The 20,706-nt window shown below is 64.4% G+C and carries 17 protein-coding genes; 7 read left to right on the forward strand and 10 right to left on the reverse strand.

The window, feature by feature from the left end; genetic code table 11:
- Positions 1 to 393: 393 nt before the first annotated feature.
- Entirely contained in the window at positions 394 to 2,682 is a 2,289-nt protein-coding gene (locus BM136_RS19805) for a TonB-dependent receptor domain-containing protein (RefSeq protein WP_368073445.1), read from the reverse strand.
- A gap of 697 nt (positions 2,683 to 3,379) precedes the next feature.
- Here BM136_RS19805 and BM136_RS19810 point away from each other — a divergent pair.
- The 3 genes from BM136_RS19810 (at position 3,380) to BM136_RS19825 (ending at position 9,322) form a co-directional block, all read left to right on the forward strand.
- The gene (locus BM136_RS19810; protein ID WP_254775703.1) at positions 3,380 to 4,309 is read left to right on the forward strand and encodes an SET domain-containing protein; all 930 of its coding nucleotides are present in this window, start codon (positions 3,380 to 3,382) and stop codon (positions 4,307 to 4,309) included.
- Positions 4,310 to 4,830: 521 nt separating this feature from the next.
- Complete coding sequence (locus tag BM136_RS19820; protein ID WP_092975059.1) at positions 4,831 to 6,462, forward strand: methyl-accepting chemotaxis protein; 1,632 nt, start codon at positions 4,831 to 4,833, stop codon at positions 6,460 to 6,462.
- 253 nt (positions 6,463 to 6,715) lie between these two features.
- Positions 6,716 to 9,322, forward strand: coding sequence for a 2-oxoglutarate dehydrogenase E1 component (locus tag BM136_RS19825; protein WP_254775704.1), 2,607 nt, complete (start codon positions 6,716 to 6,718; stop codon positions 9,320 to 9,322).
- Between the two features lie 79 nt (positions 9,323 to 9,401).
- Here BM136_RS19825 and BM136_RS19830 read toward each other — a convergent pair whose 3' ends face one another.
- The 4 genes from BM136_RS19830 to BM136_RS19845 all read right to left on the reverse strand — a co-directional run bounded on the left by BM136_RS19830 (position 9,402) and on the right by BM136_RS19845 (position 13,771).
- Positions 9,402 to 10,706, reverse strand: coding sequence for an MFS family transporter (locus BM136_RS19830; RefSeq protein ID WP_092974628.1), 1,305 nt, complete (start codon positions 10,704 to 10,706; stop codon positions 9,402 to 9,404).
- A 191-nt stretch (positions 10,707 to 10,897) separates the two neighbouring features.
- Positions 10,898 to 12,121 (reverse strand): MFS transporter, encoded by a 1,224-nt coding sequence (locus BM136_RS19835; protein ID WP_092974631.1) that lies wholly within the window; start codon positions 12,119 to 12,121, stop codon positions 10,898 to 10,900.
- A gap of 100 nt (positions 12,122 to 12,221) precedes the next feature.
- Positions 12,222 to 13,058, reverse strand: coding sequence for a GntR family transcriptional regulator (locus tag BM136_RS19840; protein WP_092974634.1), 837 nt, complete (start codon positions 13,056 to 13,058; stop codon positions 12,222 to 12,224).
- A gap of 170 nt (positions 13,059 to 13,228) precedes the next feature.
- Positions 13,229 to 13,771 (reverse strand): winged helix-turn-helix transcriptional regulator, encoded by a 543-nt coding sequence (locus BM136_RS19845; RefSeq protein ID WP_092974637.1) that lies wholly within the window; start codon positions 13,769 to 13,771, stop codon positions 13,229 to 13,231.
- 134 nt (positions 13,772 to 13,905) lie between these two features.
- On the opposite strand from BM136_RS19845, the gene BM136_RS19850 reads away from it, so the two are divergent.
- The 3 genes from BM136_RS19850 (at position 13,906) to BM136_RS19860 (ending at position 16,086) form a co-directional block, all read left to right on the forward strand.
- Positions 13,906 to 14,484, forward strand: a complete 579-nt coding sequence (locus BM136_RS19850; RefSeq protein ID WP_024978173.1) for a GNAT family N-acetyltransferase — start codon at positions 13,906 to 13,908, stop codon at positions 14,482 to 14,484.
- Positions 14,485 to 14,725: 241 nt separating this feature from the next.
- Positions 14,726 to 15,160, forward strand: coding sequence for a VOC family protein (locus BM136_RS19855; protein WP_092974640.1), 435 nt, complete (start codon positions 14,726 to 14,728; stop codon positions 15,158 to 15,160).
- Positions 15,161 to 15,210: 50 nt separating this feature from the next.
- Entirely contained in the window at positions 15,211 to 16,086 is an 876-nt protein-coding gene (locus tag BM136_RS19860; RefSeq protein ID WP_092974643.1) for a LysR family transcriptional regulator, read from the forward strand.
- A 27-nt stretch (positions 16,087 to 16,113) separates the two neighbouring features.
- Here BM136_RS19860 and BM136_RS19865 read toward each other — a convergent pair whose 3' ends face one another.
- From BM136_RS19865 to BM136_RS19880, 4 genes are all read right to left on the reverse strand, one after another.
- Positions 16,114 to 16,473, reverse strand: a complete 360-nt coding sequence (locus tag BM136_RS19865) for a hypothetical protein (RefSeq protein ID WP_092974646.1) — start codon at positions 16,471 to 16,473, stop codon at positions 16,114 to 16,116.
- Between the two features lie 67 nt (positions 16,474 to 16,540).
- Positions 16,541 to 16,969: a roadblock/LC7 domain-containing protein gene (locus BM136_RS19870; protein ID WP_092974649.1), complete on the reverse strand. Its 429-nt coding sequence runs from the start codon at positions 16,967 to 16,969 to the stop codon at positions 16,541 to 16,543.
- Entirely contained in the window at positions 16,966 to 17,481 is a 516-nt protein-coding gene (locus tag BM136_RS19875) for a GTP-binding protein (RefSeq protein WP_092974652.1), read from the reverse strand. The genes BM136_RS19870 and BM136_RS19875 overlap by 4 nt, the downstream gene beginning before the upstream one ends.
- Positions 17,482 to 18,204, reverse strand: a complete 723-nt coding sequence (locus BM136_RS19880) for a hypothetical protein (RefSeq protein ID WP_092974655.1) — start codon at positions 18,202 to 18,204, stop codon at positions 17,482 to 17,484.
- 384 nt (positions 18,205 to 18,588) lie between these two features.
- On the opposite strand from BM136_RS19880, the gene modA reads away from it, so the two are divergent.
- A complete protein-coding gene (gene modA, locus BM136_RS19885) occupies positions 18,589 to 19,362 on the forward strand; it encodes a molybdate ABC transporter substrate-binding protein (RefSeq protein WP_092975062.1) in 774 nt (257 codons plus the stop codon).
- Here modA and BM136_RS19890 read toward each other — a convergent pair whose 3' ends face one another.
- Positions 19,363 to 20,661 carry an MFS transporter gene (locus BM136_RS19890; RefSeq protein WP_092974658.1) on the reverse strand — a complete coding sequence of 433 codons (1,299 nt, stop codon included), beginning with the start codon at positions 20,659 to 20,661 and terminating at the stop codon, positions 19,363 to 19,365.
- Positions 20,662 to 20,706 lie beyond the last annotated feature (45 nt).

Here is a 20,706-nt window from a genome sequence, read left to right on the forward strand (position 1 = left end):
GCGTGATGCATGGCACCGTCCAGGCCGCTGACTGGACGCATGCCGATACAGAGAGGAGAGAAACGCCGCGCGACCGACGTCTGCAGACAAACGCCGGCACGGCAATCGCTTCCGATTCCGGTTCGGGTCGCGGGGCCGACATGGCCTGCGCGTTCTGCCCGTGCCGGGCCGCGCAGCCCTGGGCAGCCGCGTGCCGGCACGCCGATCGCAAAGCGAAATGGCATGTCGGGCGACTTTGGTGGAACGTTAGGGAATGTCGGCCATCAGACGATGCAGCAAGGCCGAAGCGCTGATCACCGAGACGAAATCGCAGGCCAGATGAAGGCCCACCGAAGCAAATTCACGTGCGCGCCGCCGTGTCAGGTCATGCGCCGAGTGAATCGAAGTCGGACATCAGAAGTTGTGCGTGAGGCGCAGCGCGAGCGTGCGGCCGGGCAGGATCGGGATGTAGCTGCTGCTGAGCGTGTTGCCGTACGTGTGCACGTTGAAGAGGTTGCGGGCAAAGAGGTCGATGCGCCAGCGCTTCCGGTGCCAGAAGAGGCTGCTGTCGACGCGCACGGCGCCGGGCACCCGAAACGACACATCACCATGCGCGTCGGCTCGGCCCTGCGCGCTGATGCCAAGCCCCACGCCGGCGCCTGCGAGCACGCCGCTTTGTATGGTGTACGTTGTCCAGAGCGCGGCGTTTCGGGCTGGCACGCCTGGTACGTAGCCGCCCGGTAGCCTCGCCGACATGCGAGAGGCCGACAACCACAACGACGCCTCCCAGCCGCGCACCACCGTGCCCTGCATCGACAGTTCCACGCCCTGGTTGGTTTGTTCGGCCAGTTGCGTGTAGTAGCCCGGGTGCGACACGTCTGCCAGGCTCACGTTCTTTGCGTCGATCCGGTAGAGCGCTGCCTGTGCCGTCAGCGTGTGGTGGGCGTTTTCCCACCGCAGGCCGGTTTCGACCTGGCGGCTGCGCTCGGGTTGCATGCCGGTGCCGTCATAGAAGTATCCCGTGTTGATCTGGAAGCCGCGCATGTAGTCGGCAAACCACGCTGTGCTTGGGGTGAGTTTGTAAAGCACGCCCACGGCAGGCGTCCAGACCACCCCTTTCAGTTGCGTATGAGGCAGCACAGCGACGTAGTTGTTCGCGCGGATGGAACCTGACACCTCCCACCGATCGCTAATGGAGACATGATCGCGCAGCCGGAAGATCGATTGCCTCAACGTTTGCGACAACCGGTTGCCCGGAATGAATGTCGCCGCTGGCAGCGGTACGGGCGCAAACGGGTCTTGCGTGGCTTGTGCGATGAACCCCGGCTTGGTCAGGTTCTGCCGCTCCTGGATCTCTTCCCAGCCGAGGGTGAATGTGTGGCGCACCGCGTTGTGCGACAGGCTGCCCGTCAGCTCGTTCGACATGGCCCAGAGGTGGCTCTCTGTTTGGCGTAGCCCGCAGATCGTGTTGTTGGGCATGGCGTTATATGACGAAGCCGAGCCGAGGTCCCACTGGGCGGATTCCTCTCTTACAGATTCATAGCTCGCCCGCGAATGGATGGCCCAGTCATCGCTCAGGTTGCGCGAGGCCGTGTAGTAGACCCGCGTGCCGCTGCCTTCCACGCGGTCGTCTACGTTGCCGAAGGGAAGCTGCATGGGCACGCGGGCAGGTGCGCCGCCCAGCGCGAACGTGGCGGGCGGCACGGGCTGCCGGCTGGTGAGCGATTCGATGCCGGCGATAATGCTTGTTGCGCTGTCGTTCCAGCCCAGCGCGGCGTGGACGTAGCTGACGCGGTGGCCCGCGTATCCGGCATCGCTGTCGGCCGTCGTGTCATTGAGCCCAACGAAGCGGTAAGACAACCCGTTGCCTCCGAAACCGCCGGCCAGGTCGGCTACCACCTTACGCCCGGTGTGCGAGCTGATCTCCATGGCGATGCTGCGCTGCGCGACGGCGGTTGGCGCCTTCAGGCTGGCATTGATGGCGCCGCCAGCCATGGTGACGCTCGCCACGTCTGCATTCGGCCCTTTGATGACGTCGATCTCTTCCAGTGCGTCTACCGGCCGCAGCGAAGCAAGCTTGTCGGGCAAGCCATCCACCGAAATTGTGTTGGTCAGATAGCCGCGGATGGCGTAGAGGGGCGGTGCCGTCGGGTCAGCCAATACCGATGCCACGCCAGCCTGCGCCAGCGCTGCATTCAGTGAGGGCGGCTGTTGGCTGGCCAAGAGCCCGCGCGTGACTGTATTGATGGCGTGCGGCATGCTCGTCATCGGCATTTCAACGCGGGTGATGGCACTGCTGGAGAGCACCGCGAACCCTGTATCGCCAACGCCATGGACTTCCGATGGTGGCAGCGCGCCGATGTCGCGCGGCTGCGCGTCGGGGGTGCCAGCGCTGCCGGCCGCCACGACGGTGAGCGTGCCGTCGGGCAGCACGGAGAGCGCGAGCCCGCTGTTTTGCAGCGCCAGCCGGGCAGCGTCTGCTGCCGTCATCGTGCCGTCGATGGGGCCCGCCCAGCGGTCTTTCACGAGACTGGATGCGAATGACACCGGCTGGCCGCTCAACCGCGTGATTTCCATCAGGACATGCTCGAGCGTCGATCGCTCGATATGCAATCGCTGGGGCTCGTCCGCAGCCACGGCATGCGCCTGCTGCGCCATCGACAGCACGATCAGCACGGCAGCCAGGCCAAGAGGGCGGGGCAAGGCACAAGGCGAGGATGTTATGAGGGACAGCGCTGTCACCGTACGACGAAGGTCTGGAGAAACGGGAACAAAAGTTTCCAAGGCGTTCTGCTGCTTCGCAGGAACGGGCGGACCTGACGGCTAAGCGAACTCCCGAGGGCAGTGGTCCACCGCCGACCCGTTGCGTTTGATGCTCAAGGCGCCACGATGGATGCGCAAGCCGTCGAGCAGGCCATCGCAGCTCGGGTCACGGCTCTACCGCGATTTGCTTGGAAAGAAGTTTTGGATTGAGCGAGGCCCGCCCGCGGTGTTGCTAGGCGTGTGCGTCAGACAATGGCCGGCACGGATCCGGAGGTCGAAGATGCGTACTCCGACTTGCGTGCTGTGCCAGTACACCCATGCCGAACTGGCGCTCGCATTTCGCTAGCGCGATCGACGGGATCCGCTTCTCGTTCATACCCCACCCGTATTTTTATTGTCGTGAAACGAGCGCTGATTACGCAGGAACCGTGCCATGTTTCCCCTCTGGAGTAGGGGGTGGATTTCTTCCGCGCCACTTGACGGAGTTACTCGGCACAGCCCAACGCTGTGACAGATCGGACGAGCTTTTTCTTTTGCGAAAGGAATTCGATTGGCGAGACCCGCTTCGCCTTGCAACGGCTCGTTTCGCCCTGTGGCACCGCCTTGCAGCGGCCGCCCGCTATGGTTATCGCCGTACGTGACTCGTTCTTCCGCCGTGGTGCTTATGCTGTCCTCAACGTCTTGCTTTGCCGATGCGCTGGTCGATCGTATTCGCTTGTCGCTCCAGCGGGCAGCCGAGACGAGCGGACTCGCAGCGCGGCACGAACGCTTTTACGAAGCCGCTCAGGCGCTGCGCTCCGAAATTCTGGAATTGGTGTCCGAAGAACCGGACGATCGCGCCGTGCTGAAGTGTGCTCAGGCCTTTCGAGAAGAGACGCAGGCATTCAAGCAGGCGCATGCCATTGTGCGACTCACGTATTCGCCCGAGGTCGATCAGCGCTATCCGTTTCGCGATGAAATGGAGCAGCCCATTCTCATCACCACGCTGGAGCCGACCGGGCGCGCCAGAGACCGCTTCGAGCGTTACCCGTCGGACGCCGTATGGCCGTATCTGCAAGCCGATGTGGCGCCCAGGGTGCGTGGCGCGCTGTACCAACACACGCTTGTGTGCCGGCGGCTGCTGCGCGCTGATCTACGTGACATGCACGAGGAAGCGCTCATTGGCGAGCGCGGCGTATTTGCCGCGCGGGACATTGCCGTGGGCGAATGCCTCGGCGTCTACGGCGGCCGGCTTCTGACGCCCGCCACTTATTACACCTGCCTGGACGATTCGTTCGTGCTGAGCACCAGCGCCGGCGGTATCGATTCGTGGGTCGACGGTGAAAACATCCTGGCGATGGCCAATACCATCTTTACCTACGAACGTGGAGAGGCCGATCGGCAGGCGGAGTCCGGCTACAACATGGAGGCCGCAGTGTTTGAGGCGACGTCACGTTGCGGACGACGCTTTTCCATCCGCGCCTTCTTTGCGACCGAGCGCGTGGCCGCCGGTGCCGAGTTGCGCTGGAACTATCGATATGCTCCGGAGCTGATTCGCCAACGGTTTGGTGGCCAGGCTGCGGTTTAGACGCTCCACGAATGTGTGTCCGAGCTGACGCACGGCCAGGCGTTCGAATTCAACGCGCGCAGCAGATCGCAGCTCGATAACCAAGCTGATCCCCATCTGCATACGAGACTTAAAATAATTTCAGATCGGAAATTTTTGCGCCGCCAAGATTCAAAAAAGCTCAAATCTGGTGCGCCTTCATTCGCTTCGTTTTGATCAGATGTGCCGCCACGCCAGTCCTGGCGCCATACGGCTCATGAGCGGCAACGTGTGCACGCGGTCGCATGCACAGGTTTGAAGCACGCTGCGGCATCTGCGTCGCATTCAAGATTCCTTGTGTGATGCCGTCATTTTCCGTCGAAGCAGCCTGGGCAATCTTGTAGCGCGACGGCTTTGAAGATCGGTCAACGACAGCCGCACATGTCTTCAAGATTCTCCTGCTTCAACGCATGCACCTGAGCGCATCGCCAGTTGGCCCCGGCGATGGCGTTGCGCAGGTCATGACGTCTCTCTCTGACGCCGCTGAAACAGGAATGAAGCAAATGAGACTCTCGGATATGAAGATCGGGGTGCGCCTCGGTGCAGCGTTCGCACTTGTCGTGGCGCTGCTGATCGGGACTGCCGCGGTCGGCATCCAACGGCTGGACGACAACAACACGAAGATGGGCCGGATCGTCAGCGAGCGCTATTCGCTCATCGCGCTGAGCAATCAGATCAAGAACAACGGCTACAAGGCCAACGGGATCCTCAGCAATCTGCTGCTGGCAACGTCGGCCGACCAGAAAGCGAAGTACATGAGCGACTACGCGGCCATCCGCCAAGCCAACGGACAAGCGTATGGGCGGCTGGAGAAGATGCTGAAGACCGATGCGGGCAAGGCGCTCTTCAAGGAACAGTTCGACGCGCGATCGGCTTACGGTGCCGGCGTGCGCAAGTTCTTCGAGCTGGTCGATGCCAACAAGCCCGAAGATGCACGCGTTCTGTACCAGGGTGACATGAGCCGCCTGCAAGACCAGTACTACGTGCTGGTCGACAAGATGGTGGACCACCAAGCCAGCGAGATGGAACACGACGTGGGCGAAGCCGCCGCGCAAGGCGCCAACGCGAAGATCCAGATGATCGTGCTGGCCGTGCTGGCCACCCTGCTTGCCATTGCCACCGGTGGTTTCATTACCCGCACGATCACCGGCCCGATCAACCGTGCCGTACATCTGGCCGAAGCCGTGGCGCAGGGCAACCTGACGCATCGTCTGGAGGTTGGCGCGCAAGACGAGATCGGCCGTTTGCTGGCCGCGCTCAAGCGCATGACCGAGAACCTGCACGGGATCGTCGGCCGTGTGCGAGTCGGTACGGACACCATCGCGCGCGCATCGCGCGAGGTGGCCAGCGGCAACATCGATCTCTCCAGCCGGACCGAGCAACAGGCCAGCTCACTGGAAGAAACGGCGGCGGCCATGGAGCAGCTCACCTCCACCGTCAAGCAGAACGCCGACAACGCGCATGAAGCCAGCCGGCTGGCATCCAATGCATCGCTGGTGGCCAGCAAGGGCGGCGATGCCGTTGGCGAGGCGATCGAAACCATGAGCACCATCAATGCGTCGTCACGCAAGATCGTCGACATCATCGGCGTGATCGACAGCATCGCGTTTCAGACGAACATCCTCGCGCTCAATGCCGCGGTGGAAGCTGCCCGCGCCGGCGAGCAGGGCCGAGGCTTTGCCGTGGTGGCCGGCGAGGTGCGCAGCCTGGCGCAGCGTAGCGCGGCAGCGGCCAAGGAGATCAAGGCGCTGATCGAAGACTCGGTCAGCCATGTCGGCACCGGCACCGCCAAGGTGGAAGAGGCCGGCCAGATCATCCGCGACGTGGTGGCGGGTATCCAGAACGTGACGAACATCGTTTCCGAGATCAGCGCATCGAGCCGCGAGCAGAGCGAAGGCATCGAGCAGATCAACGAGGCCATCACCCAGATGGACAAGGTCACGCAGGAAAACGCGTCGCTGGTGGAGGAAAGCGCGACATCGGCGCAGGCGCTGCAGGACCAGGCCGATCAGCTGGCCGATATGGTCAGCGCCTTCACGCTGCATGGCGACATGCAGGGCCCAGCGCATGGCACGCAGGCCGACGCGGCGCCCCTGGCACATGCTGGCTGGGCGCGAACACAAACACTTTCGTAACTCGTCGTTGTCGTTGTTGTTGTCGCAGTGATGTTGCAGTCAGCAGTCCAACGGAGGAGGCACGGGCCGTCGCCAGACGGCTCGTCACAGAAGGAATCGACGTAGCGCCTGCCTTGGCGTTTCGAACGGTCCCGCCATTTGCCGAACAGGTGTCTGCTGCGCAACCGCTGTGCTGGTCGGGGGATTGCGCGCGCGTGCGCCGGAGTGCCGATGGCGGGGTCAACCCACGGTGTCTCTTATCTCCTGAAAAACCATGTCTTCGCACGCTCCTCAAATGGCCGACCCGGGTTCGGCCGCAGCGTTTGACCCATCTAACACGTTGACTGGCACTGCCGCGGCGGCGCCCCCAACCACCCCTGTCACGCAGTTGATCGATGCCTATCGCGAGCACGGGCACCGTCGCGCGCGCCTGGACCCGCTCGCACGCGTGCCCCTGCCCGAAGTGCCCGAGCTTCGCCTGCGGTTTCACGGCCTGGACCCTGCGCAGAAGCGCGAGCCGGCAAGCACGGTCCTGCCCACTGCGGCGACGATGCAGGCGCTCGAATGGCAGCTCAAGCGCGTGTACTGCGGAACGATCGGTCTCGATTGCAGCAGCGTGCGCAAGCGCCAGCGCCGCGCGTGGCTCTATGCCCGCATGGAGGCGGAATTGCTGGCGCCGCCGCTTGCCCCGGACCAGAAGCGTTGGCTGCTGCGCAGGCTGGTGGCGGCAGAGATGTGGGAGCGTCTTGCTGCCGGCACGTTCGCGCATGCCAAGCGCTTCTCTCTTGAGGGCTGCGAGAGCCTGGTGCCGCTGCTCGATACGCTGGTTGAGGCGGGCGCCGGACATGGCGTGCGGCAGGTATTTCTCGGCTTGCCGCATCGTGGACGCTTGAACACGCTCGTCAACGTGATGGGCGTAGATGCGCGGGGCATGCTCGATCGGCTCGATCCGGATTCGGAAGTCGCTTTCAGCCAGCGGGATCTGCCGTATCACCTTGGTGGCGTTGCGCGCCGGATGGTTGCCGACAATGAGGTCACGCTGGTGCTGGCACCCAATCCATCGCATCTGCAGAGCGTGTACCCGGTCGTGTGTGGCATGGCCCGCGCGCATGTGGACGAGCATCCCGGCACGCCGTGCCTGCCGGTGATAGTGCATGGCGATGCGGCGTTCGCCGGGCAGGGTGTCGTCATGGAGACACTGAACCTGACGCGCCGCAGCGGCTACACGGCGGGCGGCGTCGTGCACGTGATCGTCAATAACCAGATCGGTTTTACGACACCCAACGTGATGGACGTGCGTGCCAGCGACTACTGCACCGACGTGACACGCATGGTCGATGCGCCGGTGCTTCACGTCAATGCAGACGGCCCCGAAGCCGTCCTGCGCGCCGCGCGCATTGCCATCGAATACCGCATGGAGCATGGCGCCGATATCGTCATCGATCTGGTCGGCTATCGCCGCCTCGGACACTCGGAGCACGACACGCCTACCGTGACGCAGCCTGCGCTGCACGCGGCCATTGGCGCACACCCGACCGTCACGGAGCTGTATCACGCCGCCAGCGCAGAACTCGCGCGCCTGGCGGATCTGCGTGACGCGGCCGTGCGCGACTTGCACGCAGGCCCCCAGGCTGCGCCGCATGCAGCCGATGTTTCGCTGCCACACGGCGTTGCGCGCCGCCCGCTCCAGCCGGTGTCATTGCAGCGCGTGCAGGCATTGACGCAGACGCTCACCACACCGCCCGACGACGTGCTCCTGCACGATGTGGTGCGCGGACTTTGCGAGCGGTGGCGTACTGCGGTCTCGAGCAATGCACACACGGTCGACTGGTGCCTGGCTGAAAACCTCGCCCATGCCACGCTGCTGGAAGACGGGCACAGTATCCGGCTGTCCGGCATGGACGTTGGGCGCGGCACCTTCATGCATCGGCACGCGGTGTGGCACTCGCAGGCGATGCTGTCCGACGAGGGCGACCGATACGTTCCGCTGCAGCACGTGGCGTCGTGTCAGGGCGCGTTCGATGTCGTCAACTCGCCGTTGTCGGAAGAAGCCGCGTTGGGCTTCGAGTACGGCTACAGCGTACAGACCCGTACACGGCTCACGCTGTGGGAGGCGCAGTTCGGCGATTTCGTCAACGGCGCCCAGGTCTTTATCGACCAGTACATCGCTTCGGGTGAATACAAGTGGGGTTGCCAGTCTGCATTGGCGATGTTGCTGCCGCACGGCCACGAGGGCGTCGGACCGGAACATTCCAGCGGATTCCTGGGGCGCTTTCTCCAGCTTTGCGCGGATGACAACATGCGCGTGGTCATGCCGTCGACGTCGGGCCAATGGTTCCATTTGCTGCGCGACCAAGCCACGCTGGCAACGCCCAAGCCGCTGATCGTTATGTCGCCCAAGACGGAACTGCACGGCAACGGGCGTTCGCATTCGCGCGTGCAGGAGGTGATCGACGGATGCTTCATGCCCGTGCTGGCCGATGCCTGGGTGACCGACACGCAAACCATCACGCGTGTGGTGCTGTGCAGCGGCAAGTTCTTCTACGAACTGCATGCGCAGCGCGAGCGCGATGCCTGCGCAGATGTGGCGTTGGTGCGCGTTGAGCAGCTCTACCCGTTTCCGCAGGAGCCACTTGTGGTTGCGCTGCGGGCATTTCCGAACGTGAAGGAAATCGTCTGGGCGCAGGAGGAGGACGCCAACCAGGGCGCATGGCGCTTCGTGCGCGACGCGCTGGAGTTGTGTCTACCGGAGGGGAGCCGACTGGCCAATGTGTGCCGCAGCGCAACGCCGTCGGGCGCGCATGCGTCGGTGCGCGCGCATCAAGCGGAGCAGCGTCGCCTGGTTGCTGCTGCGTTTGGCGTGCTGCGTTACGGACGCTGATGCAGAAAGCTCGGCCGCGACCGCCGTTTGAGACATCGGTGGTCGCGGTACGGGCTTGTGGTTGAAGCGCGAGCCGCGATTAAGGCTCGTGGCGCAGATACCCTTCCTTGCTCGGGTCTGGCATGAAGTACGTCACGACGAAAGACACCGCGCACAGCGCCGTCACGTACCAGTAGAACGTCGATTCGGTGCCGGCCTGCTTGAACCACAGCGCCACGTATTCCGCCGAACCACCGAACACCGCGTTGGCGATCGCATACGACAGGCCGACGCCCATTGCACGCACTTCCGGCGGGAACATCTCGGCCTTGATCAGCCCGCTGATCGACGTATAGAAGCTGACGATGGCCAGCGCCAGGGTGATGAGACCAAACGCCGCGAGCGGGGTCGACACCGTGGCGAGCGCCTTCATGAGCGGCACAGTGCCCAGCACAGAAAGGGCCCCGAACAACAGCATCGAATTGCGTCGACCGATGCGGTCGGACAGCGCGCCAAACACCGGCTGCAGCACCATGTAGACGAACAGCGCACCCGTCATCACATTGGAGGCAGTCTTGGTGTCCATGTGCGCCGTGTTGACGAGGTACTTCTGCATGTACGTCGTGAACGTGTAGAAGATCAGCGAGCCGCCGGCGGTAAAGCCGAGCACGCGCAGGAACGCCCCCTTGTGCTGCCAGGCGCCGCGGATCGTGCCCGCGTGCTCGGCCTTGCGCGCCGAGGTGGTCTGCGTTTCGTGCAGCGATTTACGCAGGTACAGGGCGATCAGCGCCGTCAGCGCGCCAACCACGAATGGAATCCGCCAGCCCCAGGCTTTCAGCTCGGGCGTCGTCAGCAGTTGCTGCAGGATCACCAGCACGAGCACCGCGCACAACTGGCCGCCGATCAGCGTCACATACTGGAACGAGGCAAAGAAGCCGCGGCGCCCTTGCAGCGCCACCTCGCTCATGTAGGTCGCGCTGGTGCCGTATTCCCCGCCCACCGACAGGCCCTGGAAGAGCCGCGCCACGAGCAGCAGGAATGGGGCCAGCGCACCGATCTGAGCGTACGTCGGCAGTACCGCGATCAGCAGTGAGCCGCCGCACATCATCAGCACCGAGATCATCATTGCCGTGCGCCGGCCGCGCTTGTCGGCAATGCGGCCGAATAGCCAGCCGCCAATCGGTCGCATCAGGAAGCCAGCCGCAAACACGCCTGCCGTGTTCAGCAATTGCGTCGTGCGGTCGCCGCTGGGGAAGAACGCCGGCGCGAAGTACAGCGAGCTGAACGCGTAGACGTAAAAGTCGAACCATTCGACGAGGTTGCCCGACGACGCGCCGACGATGGCAAAGATGCGGCGGCGTGTGTCGTGCGGGTCAACCGCGTGCGGGGTGGCAGTGCTATCCATGAGGGCGTCTCGGTGTGGTTGTTCTGTGGGCAGCCTAAGCTGACCCTCAGAATTGTAGCGACATGTCGCAGATTGTCGCGCCCCGGAGTTGCCCCGATGGATGAGATGGTGTGTTGCGGGAGGTGTGGAACGGGCGTAGTGAGGTTACGCAGAAACGGGTACGCTCGATGCGCGTCCCCATCCGATTTCGCTTACCGAGCCCCCTGCCGCGTGTTGAACACCACGCGCAACCCGAGCGCCACCAGCGCCGCCGCCGTGCAGAACGCCATCAGTCCCGTCCAGCGCGCGCTTGTCCACGCAAGGCTCGCGCCATATGCGCCCAACGACATGCCGATGAACAGCGCCGTCATGAATACCGCGTTGATGCGGCTGCGCGCTTCGGGTGCGAGCGCATAGATGATGGTCTGGTGCGACACGAGCGCTGCCTGCACGCCCACGTCAAAGATGAGCGTGCCGATCACGATGGCGATGAGCGATTGCGGGAACAGCGCCATTGCGGCAAATGTCACCGCCATGAGCAACGCGCCACCCGCTGCGATGTGGCCCGGCGCAACGCGGCCCGACAATCGACCGGCAATGCTCGCACCCAGCGCGCCTGCTGCGCCGGCCAGGCCAAGCAGACCTGCCTGGCCCGTCGACAGCCCGAGCGAACCCGTCAGATGTAGCGCCACGGTCGACCAGAAGCCCGAGAACGCGATGCCGATGAACGCCTGCGTGATGGCCGACGCGCGCAGCCGCGGGTGCTGGGCGAACAGCGTGCCAAGAGAGCGCAGCAGCGTGAGGTACGGTTGCCGCATGGTCGCGGGCGGCGCCACGCCAAAGTGGGCGGCGCGCACGGCAATCGCCAGCCCGACAATCGCCACCGCCGACACGCCAAATGCCGCGCGCCAGCCGAAGTGGTCCGCCACAATGCCGCTGAACACGCGTGAGCTGACGATGCCGATCAGCAGCCCCGTCATCACCGTGCCGATGTTGCGGTTGCGGTTCTGGTCGGTGCTGATGGCGGCCGCGCTGGGCACGAAGTCCTGCGCGATGGTGGCCGACAGCCCCACTGCAAAGCCTGCCGCAGCCAACACGGGCAGGCTGGGCGCAAGGCAACTGGCGATGAGCGCCAGCGTGAGCAGCACCGCCTTCCACAGGATGACGATGCGACGGTCGTAACGGTCACCCAGCGGGCCGAAGAAAAAGATGCCGCTGGCATAGCCCGCCGCCGTCAGCGTGGGCAGGACGCCCAACGCGTGTGGTGCGATGGCGAGGTCGCGGCCGATCAGGCCCAGTAGCGGGTGGTTCAGATAGATGCACGCCACACTGATGCCCGCACCGGCCGTGAGCAGGCGGATCAACCCTTGGGTGTCAGGTGCGGCAGGGGTGGTGGTAGCGGTGGCTGGCGTTGGGGACGCAGGCGAGGTCGACATGGAAACCTCATGTAGGAAATTGCTGCATCGCAGCGAAGCGGCGATGCTAACAACTTTCATCCAGACCTGCTGACGGCCAATAACCTTGCCGGCGGTGGTGTCAGGCGCGCTGGCCGGTGGGCGGAGCGGCTGAGGTGGGCGCCTCTTCCACGTCTTCGCTGTGGCCGCCCTGCACGTCATGGCCGGCGTTGTCGATCCACAGGCGAGCGCGGTCTTCGCCCACGCGCGACAGCTCCATGCGGTATTCGTAGCGGTCGGGTCGATAGAGGCCCTGCAGCAGTTGCACGGGCCGCCCGCTCATCTCGCGCACGATGCGCTGAACGGACAGCAGCGGCGCGCCCACTGCCACATCCAGATATTGCGCCGTCGCCACATCGGCCAACCGTGCCGACACCACCTGCGATGCACGATCGATCCGCACGCCCGAGCCCTCGATCAGCCGCAGCAGCGACTGGTTTGCCAGGCGATCGAGCGTCAGCTTGCTCGTCACGTCCAGCGGCAGCCACGTGGTGATGAGCGCCATGGGCGTGTCTTCCAGGTGGCGCACGCGCACGAGTTTCTTGATTGGCGTGCCGGGCGGGATTTCCAGGCACTTGGCCTCGTCGGGCGGGGCCAGCACGTCTTCAAATTCGACGACGACGGCGGAGGTGCGCTCGCCCACGTCGATGATGTTCTGCAGCAGCGTCTGGGCGCCGCCGCCCATCGTCAACGGGTCATCGGGCTTGACGACAAACGTGCCCATGCCGCGATGGCGGCGCACCAGACCTTCCTTGACCAGGTAGTCGAACACGCGCCGCATCGTGACGCGCGAGGCGCCGAACTGGCGGGCCAGCTCGATCTCGCCCGGCATCGGGCCGTCACTGAACCGGCCCTCAAGAATCTGTTGGCGCAGGACGACGTAGATCTGGTGGTAGAGCGGTACCACGGCATCAGGCATGGCGGTCGTGGTTCCGGGCGTGAGCAGCGAGGTCGAGGGCGAAATCAGGAGGGGCGGCCATCAAGCGATGGGGCAACGCGCAGGATGCGTTGGAAAGCCGGGCCAAACGCGGCCATTTGCCCATTCATCCGCGACGATAGGGCGTTTTTCCGGGCCTGTAAAGTTGTGTGTTACCCGTTGGCTGGCGGCGTATCGTTGGCCGCGGCGGCAGTATTTTCCCTCTGCCCATAACGCGGATTGCGCTCGCGCATCGAGTTCTTGGGCGCAACAGGCTCGCCCAGCGCATTGACGAGCGCCACGTGGATTGGTGTGCCGCTTTCGCGGTCGCGCAACAGCATGGGGCCCTCACCGTCGGGCGTGAGGTAGCGGTCCCCCCATTGCATCAGCGCGACGATGGCGGGCAGCAGGTCGACGCCCGCCCGCGTCAGCCGGTAGGCGTCGCGCACGCGGTCGCCCGGCTCCTGGTACGGCACGCGGCGCAGGATGCCGTACGTCACCAGCGCCTTGAGCCGCGACGACAGGATCGCCGACGAGCACCCCGTGCGGCGCAAAAACTCATCGAAACGCGTCACGCCGGAAAACGCTTCGCGCAGCACGAGCAACGTCCATTTCTCGCCGACGATCGACACGGCGGCCGCGATGGAGCAGGGCTCTTCCATCGACGTCACAAGCTCCGACGCCGCTGGGACGGGGAAGGGTTCCGGAATTCTCATGGCAAAAGCATAGTCAATTCTGACTTTACTTGCAAAAGTCAGGGTTTCTGCTAATCTAGCTTCAAATTAGAAAGTCAGGCGGTGATCCCGTGCTGGCGGTCAATAACAACGATCCATCGCGTGAGGAGATCCCCATGCTTTACACCATCCACCGTTACCCCGCCGAATGGATCGACCGCTGGACCATGCACGACGGCTCCATCGCCACCGTGCGCCCGATTCTGCCGCAAGACGCGCCCCTTGAGGCTGCCCTGGTCGAGGGGCTGTCGTCGGAGTCGCGCTATGCGCGGTTTCTGGTGGGCGGGGGCCGTCTGACCGACGAGATGCTCGCCGCCTACACGCAGATCGATTACGTCAACCACATGGCGCTGGTCGTGAGTGTGGCGCGCCCTGACGGCACCGGCGAAGACCTGATCGCCGATGGCCGCTTCGTCGTGGAAGACGGCGTGGCCGAATTTGCAATGCTGGTGGCCGATGCGTGGCAGGGCAAGGGCGTCGGGCGACGTTTGTTTGCCACGCTGGTCCGCGCAGCGCGGGTGTCCGGCGCGCGGGAGGTCTTCGGTGAGGTGCTGTCCATCAACCGCCGCATGATCAGCCTGGCGCGCGATGCGGGTTTTCGCGTTGCGAATGTGCCGGGCGATGCCACCGTCTGCACCGTGCGCCTGCCCTTGGCCGATGTTGAAGCGGTCATGACGCCGTTCGTTTTCGCCTGAATCGTCCAAGTTTTGCGTGTCTGCACCCCTGCAGACGCGCCTACCGTGTGTCTCTTTCGCCGCCATTGAGCGGCGTCTTTTTTGGTCAATTCATCGATATTGATGGCGCTCAGCGCAAAAAATCATCGCTTTTGTGGATGAATGGATGCGCATAGACTCATCTGCGTGGCCTGGTGCGTGGGTGCCCCCCACCTGCGTGCCGGCGCCGCCTTGTTCAATTACTGCCGCCTTTGCCCCCACCATGAGCGACGTCACGCCTGTGCTTGCCCCATTCCACCTTGCCTTCCCTGTTCATGACATTGCCGCGGCGCGCGCCTTCTACGGCGACATCCTCGGTTGTCCGGAGGGGCGCAGTTCGCCAGACTGGGTCGATTTCAATTTCTACGGCCACCAGATCGTCGCCCATCTCGCGCCGGACGAAATCGGCCACCGCAAGACCAGCGCCGTCGACGGCGACAACGTGCCCGTGCGCCACTTCGGCGTGGTGCTTTCCATGCCCGAATGGGAAGCGGCAGCCGACAGGCTGCGCGCAGCCGGCATCGAGTTCATCATCGAGCCGCACATCCGCTTCAAGGGTGAAGTGGGCGAGCAGGCCACGATGTTCTTCCTCGACCCCTCGGGCAATGCCATGGAGATCAAGGCGTTTGCCAATATGGCGTCGCTGTTTGCCAAGTGAGCCGGCGCGGCGCGCGTATCCTTGCGCTTCTCCACTGATGCGCGCGCTCCATGCTTCGAGAACTCAAGACCTTCATCGCCGTTGCCCGGCACGGCACCTTTGCGGGCGCGGGCGATCGCATCGGCCTGACGCAGTCGGCGGTGAGCGCGCAGATCCAGCGTCTGGAAGCGTCGCTCGGCTTCCCGCTCTTTGATCGCACGGGCCGCTCGGCCACGCTCAACGCCGCGGGGCGCGACGCGCTGGCGCTGGCCGAACACATCGTCACGCTGTATGACCGTCTGGGCGACCAGGCCGGCGGCAATGAGCAGCGCGGCCTGGTGCGCGTCGGCGCGATTGCCTCCGTGCAGACGTCGTTCCTGGTAGACGCGCTGGTGCAGTTTCGCAGTGAATTCCCGCATTGCCGTGCGCGCATCGTGCCGGGTGTCTCGCTTGACCTGCTCGGCCTGGTGGACGCTGGCGAGATCGACCTCGCCGTGCTCATCCGCCCGCCGTTTGCGGTGCCGGCCGATCTGGAATGGCGCACGCTGGTGGCCGAGCCCTTCGTGCTGCTGGTGCCCGCCAGCGTGCCCGGCGACGACTGGCGCGCGCTGCTCGCACATCAACCGTTCATCCGCTATGACCGCCGCTCATTCGGCGGCCGCCGCGTCGACCAGTTCCTGCGCGACCAGCGCATCACCACGCACGACGTGATCGAACTCGACGAGCTGCAAGGCATGACGCAACTCGTGGCGCGCGGGCAGGGCGTCGCACTTGCCCCGCAGACCGCCGCGCAAGCCACCTGGCCGCCAGGCACACGTGCCATCAGCCTGGGCGACGACACCTTCTACCGCGAGATCGGCCTGATCGAACGCCCCCGCCACAGCCGCCAGCCCATTGCCGGGCGGCTGGCCGATTGCATTGACGAAGCCGCGCGTCCGCATCAGTGATGCGGTGTGCCGCAGGCACGCGACCGATCAAAAGCTCAGGGCCTGTTCGATTTCCTGAACCTTGCGCCGCGCCAGCGCCAGATTCGATTTGTTCTTGTCGAGCACGACATAGAGGAACAGTCCGGGCTTGCTCCCGACGGGGCGAATGATGTGGTACTGCTTGCTGAGCGTAATCAGCATGTCGTCAATGACATCGTCAAGCTTGAGTGCCTGCATGGTCTTGAGCTTGGCGCGGACCACCTCGGTATTGCCCGCCGCGGCGAGTTCGAGGTCGATCCCATCGCCTGCCGATGCGAGGATCATGCCGCTGGCGCTGTCGACCAACATGGCGCACATCGCACCGTCGAAGGTCGCGAGATGGGTAATGGAACTGTTGAGATTGCTCATGATTTGATTCCCCCGATGGTGTGAGTAGGTTGTGGCGATGAAATCAGTGCGACCGCGGCTGGTGCGGCTAGGCGGGTCGGTGCAGCAAAGACATGGCGGGCAGCGCAGCGAGTTCTTCTGCGATGCGCTTGGCCTCCCATAGGGCGCGCCCGAGCACAGCATCGTGCCGGTTCGCCATGCACACCTGCACGATCGCGGACTGGCGGACGGGCTGGAACACCATGGTCCCCATGTCGGTTTCAAGCACCATCCGGTGGCAGGTGCTGAAGCGCATTTCGCGCCCCAGTGCACGGACCACTGACATGACCGTGCTTGTCATGGCCGAGAGGCGCGCCGCGCTGTAGCGCGTTGGGTCCAGCGCAGAGGCAATCGTGAAGCCGTCGAGCGTACAGAGCGTCGCGGCGGACAGGTCGGGTAGCGCATCGGCGTACCTGGTCAGCACTGCGGTTGCGGCTTGTGTGAGTTCGGCTGGAACGGGGGATGCTGCTGCGTTCATGTTTGCAGGGTGTAGAGCATGATTTCGACGATATCGAGCATCTGTGCCCGCTCGCGGACATCGGCCATCACCACCGGAATGGCCCGCCCCAGCACTTGGCTGAGGTGGGCGGAGAACGCATCGACCCGAGCGGGCGTGGCCGGCCGCGCCACAAGCACCAGCGTGGATGGCTGCGAGGGTTCCGAGGCGACGCGACGCAGCAGGGGAATGCAACGCTCGCCCACGTCGGGCGCGTTGACGTCAACCATGACGATCGCGCCGGCGATGACGGAGATGAGCCAATCCCGCAGGAAATCGAAACGGTCCTGTCCGGGGCTGCCGTAGATCTGCAGCAGTTCGCCATTGCCCAGGTCCACCTCGCCGAAGTCGACGCCAACCGTTGTGGTGGCCTTGGCAGATGCGTGGCGATCAAGGTTGGGTACGTCGCAATCGATAGTCACGTCACCGCACAGCGTGCGAATGGCCGTTGTCTTGCCGATGCCCATCGGGCCGAAGATGCCAATGCGATGCATTCAGGGTCGGCCTTGTAGCTGATGGCGAGACGTTCGCAGCCAGCGCCCGACGACGTCGAAGAAGCGGCTGTGCGAAACACTTGCGTTGTCGGGCGCGGTTGCCAACGGGGCGTCGCGGTGTACGTCGATCTGCAGAGCACCCAGCCGGTTCAGCGTACGCAGCAGCAGGCGGGCCTCTTCGTGTTCGAGTCCGCCATCCGTCGTCAGCCAACGCAGGCTGACCGCGCGATTGGTCATGGTCGCCATCGCTCGCCGGAAACGAAGCGCCTGCAAATGCATCTCGAGCGTGACCCAGCGCAGCAGGCGGTAGGTCGGCTCGGGGCTCGCATCGGTTATTCGCGCGGGGAGGGATTGGACGGGTGCGGGGCTCGGACGCGCGGGTTTGTCCATCAGGCGCAGCGCGACGCGATCCAGGATCACCCAGAGGTCGTGCATGCTGAAGGCAAATGGCAAGTGGAACGCGTCGTCGCCGTGGCTGGATTGTGGTGTCTCGTCGAGCCAGATCTTGATGGGGGCTGCAGCGGCAGCATCGACTGACCCGGAAGCGAGCACCACAACATCGGCCTGGTCGGGCAGGGCTTCATCCCATTGATAAAGCGAGCGGCCGACAAGCGCGTTGATTCCCGCGCGCAGCCGGCGCTGCAGACCTTCATCAAGATGCTGCAATGAGATGCGGCCACGTCGGTGATCCACGCGCGCGTGGCCCGGTGCGAGCGGCTCCATGCCTGTTCCCCCCAATCCAGATATCCCGAACCACGAGAACGGCCGGCGCATTGCTCGGTACTTCTGCGTGGAGTGCGGCATGCATGCCGGGGCTTGTTCAAGCCACTGGTGCGCTGCCTGCTGTTGTTTGCGTCTCGATTCCGGCGCTGTTCTGGCGCCCGTCTATCGGTGAGCGAGAGGCTAGCATCGTCATTGCCGCCTTTGCGCAAGCCTGAGGAATCTTGAGTTTTGCTCATGAATCGCTGATGCGTCCGGGGCGGTAGCGAGGTGGCAAGACTCGGTTCGGCCTCGGTGATACCGGACATATGTCATGGCGCATTGACCGAGCGTTATATCGACTCGTATATTACGACCGGTCATTCATCCACTTTTCCCGGGTTCTTCATGCAACGCTTCTCGTTGCGCGCGCACGTGCGCGCCATTGGTCTGGTCGCTGCGCTGTCGCTGGGTTTGGCAGCGCCCGCACATGCGGCGGACCTGGTTGTTTCGGCGGCCGCCAGCCTGACCAACGCCTTCAAGACGATCGCGCAGCAGTACGAAGTGCTGCACCCGGATACCAAGGTCGTGCTCAACTTCGGCGCGTCCGACGTGCTGATGCAGCAGATCGTGAAGGGCGCCCCCGCTGACGTGTTTGCCTCCGCCGATCAGGAGGCGATGAACAAGGCCGTGGCCGAGAAAGTCATCAAGGCCGAGACGCGCCACGACTTTGTTGCCAACCAGCTCGTGCTGATCGTGCCCGCCACGGGCACGGTGCCCGTGCATGCGCTGGCCGATCTCATGAGGCCCGACGTGAAGCGTGTGGCGATCGGGAATCCGGCGTCGGTGCCGGTGGGCCGCTATGCCAAGCGTGCGCTGGAAGCGGCCAAACTGTGGGAGCCGGTGGAGGCCAAGGCGGTGCTGGCGCAGAACGTGCGGCAGGCGCTGGACTATGTGTCGCGCGGCGAGGTTGAGGCCGGCCTGGTGTTCTCCACCGATGCCGCCATCGCCGCCGACAAGGTGAAGGTGGCGAGCCCCGTGCCGCTGAATGTACCGCTCACGTACCCGATCGCTGTGACCTCGGGCACGAAGCAGCCGCAACCGGCGGCCGACTTCGTGGCGTATGTGTTGTCGCCCCCCGGCCAGGCGGTGCTGGCCAAGTACGGTTTTCTGAAACCTTGATTACGCGGTAGCCGGTTGGCCCGCGCGCTCGGCATCTTGCTTGGGCGTGCGGTGAATGCGCAGCACGAGGAAGGCGCCAGCCACGCACAGCCCGCCCGAAATCATGGAAGCGAGCGTGTAGTTGCCCAGCGAGGCGCGCATCATGCCCGCACCCAGCGTGGCGAATGCCGCGCCCAATTGATGCCCCGCGACGATCCAGCCGAACACGATGGGCGCTGCGGCCTTGCCAAACACGTCGTTGGTCAGGCGCACGGTGGGCGGTACGGTGGCAATCCAATCCAGGCCGTAGAAGATCGCGAACACCGGCAGGCCGAAGAACTCGAAGCCGAACGCATACGGCAGGTAGATCAGCGACAGCCCGCGCAGGCCGTAGTACCAGAACAGGAGCACGCGGCTGTTGTAGCGGTCGGACAGCCAACCCGACAGCGTGGTGCCCACCAGATCGAAAATCCCCATCGCGGCAAGCAGGCTCGCGCCCTTCACTTCAGAGAACCCGTGGTCTGCGCACATGGCGATGAAGTGCGTGCCGATGTAGCCGTTGGTGCTCGCACCGCAGATGAAGAAGCTGGCAAACAGCAACCAGAAATCGCGCTTGCGTGCGGCCTGCACGAGCGTTCGCATGGCGAGGACGATGGGGTTGGCGCGGGGGCCTTGATCGACTTCCGGCGCATCGGCGGGTTCGCCATAGGTGCGCAGACCGACGCTCTTGGGCGATTCCGGCAGCAGCAGCCACACGACCGGCAACAGCAGCGCCAGCGCGCCGGCCACGATCAGCACCACCGGGCGCCAGCCGTAGCTCTCGACCACTGCGGCCATCATCGGCAGGAACACGAGCTGCCCCGTGGCCGAACTGGCCGTCAAGATGCCCATGGCCAGCCCGCGATGCGAGGTGAACCAGCGATTGACCACCGTTGCGCCCAGCGTGATGGCGGCCACACCCGTGCCGCCGCCCACCATCACGCCCCACAGCAGCACCATCTGCCACGGCTCGTGCATCATCGCCGAGAGTGCCGTGCCCGACACCAGCACCGCCAGCGCACCGAGCACCGTGGGGCGGATGCCGAAATACTGCATCGACGCCGCTGCAAACGGCCCCGTCAGCCCATACAGGGCAATACCGATCGAGATGGCCAGCGAGATCGTGCTGCGGCTCCAGCCGAATTCGTGCTCGAGCGGCAGCATCATCACGCTGGGCGTGGCGCGCGTGCCGGCCGCGCATAGCAGGATCAGGAACACCACCGCCAGCGCAAGCCAGCTGTAGTGGAAACGTGGGGCGATGAGGCGGGCAAGTCGCTGCATGGGCTGTCCGATTCTTTCGATTCTTGATTCTTGTTGGGGCGATAA

The sequence above is a fragment of the Ralstonia sp. NFACC01 genome (assembly GCF_900115545.1).
GTDB classification, from domain to species: domain Bacteria; phylum Pseudomonadota; class Gammaproteobacteria; order Burkholderiales; family Burkholderiaceae; genus Ralstonia; species Ralstonia mojiangensis.

Coding starts and splice junctions, on each gene's coding strand:
- BM136_RS19840 (WP_092974634.1), bottom strand. CDS start 13,058: ATGCCTGATGCCGTGGTACCGCTCTACCACCAGATCTACGTCGTCCTG.
- BM136_RS19820 (WP_092975059.1), top strand. CDS start 4,831: ATGAGACTCTCGGATATGAAGATCGGGGTGCGCCTCGGTGCAGCGTTC.
- BM136_RS19850 (WP_024978173.1), top strand. CDS start 13,906: ATGCTTTACACCATCCACCGTTACCCCGCCGAATGGATCGACCGCTGG.
- BM136_RS19825 (WP_254775704.1), top strand. CDS start 6,716: ATGTCTTCGCACGCTCCTCAAATGGCCGACCCGGGTTCGGCCGCAGCG.
- BM136_RS19835 (WP_092974631.1), bottom strand. CDS start 12,121: ATGTCGACCTCGCCTGCGTCCCCAACGCCAGCCACCGCTACCACCACC.
- BM136_RS19845 (WP_092974637.1), bottom strand. CDS start 13,771: ATGAGAATTCCGGAACCCTTCCCCGTCCCAGCGGCGTCGGAGCTTGTG.
- BM136_RS19875 (WP_092974652.1), bottom strand. CDS start 17,481: ATGCATCGCATTGGCATCTTCGGCCCGATGGGCATCGGCAAGACAACG.
- modA (WP_092975062.1), top strand. CDS start 18,589: ATGCAACGCTTCTCGTTGCGCGCGCACGTGCGCGCCATTGGTCTGGTC.
- BM136_RS19860 (WP_092974643.1), top strand. CDS start 15,211: ATGCTTCGAGAACTCAAGACCTTCATCGCCGTTGCCCGGCACGGCACC.
- BM136_RS19855 (WP_092974640.1), top strand. CDS start 14,726: ATGAGCGACGTCACGCCTGTGCTTGCCCCATTCCACCTTGCCTTCCCT.
- BM136_RS19865 (WP_092974646.1), bottom strand. CDS start 16,473: ATGAGCAATCTCAACAGTTCCATTACCCATCTCGCGACCTTCGACGGT.
- BM136_RS19880 (WP_092974655.1), bottom strand. CDS start 18,204: ATGGAGCCGCTCGCACCGGGCCACGCGCGCGTGGATCACCGACGTGGC.
- BM136_RS19890 (WP_092974658.1), bottom strand. CDS start 20,661: ATGCAGCGACTTGCCCGCCTCATCGCCCCACGTTTCCACTACAGCTGG.
- BM136_RS19870 (WP_092974649.1), bottom strand. CDS start 16,969: ATGAACGCAGCAGCATCCCCCGTTCCAGCCGAACTCACACAAGCCGCA.
- BM136_RS19830 (WP_092974628.1), bottom strand. CDS start 10,706: ATGGATAGCACTGCCACCCCGCACGCGGTTGACCCGCACGACACACGC.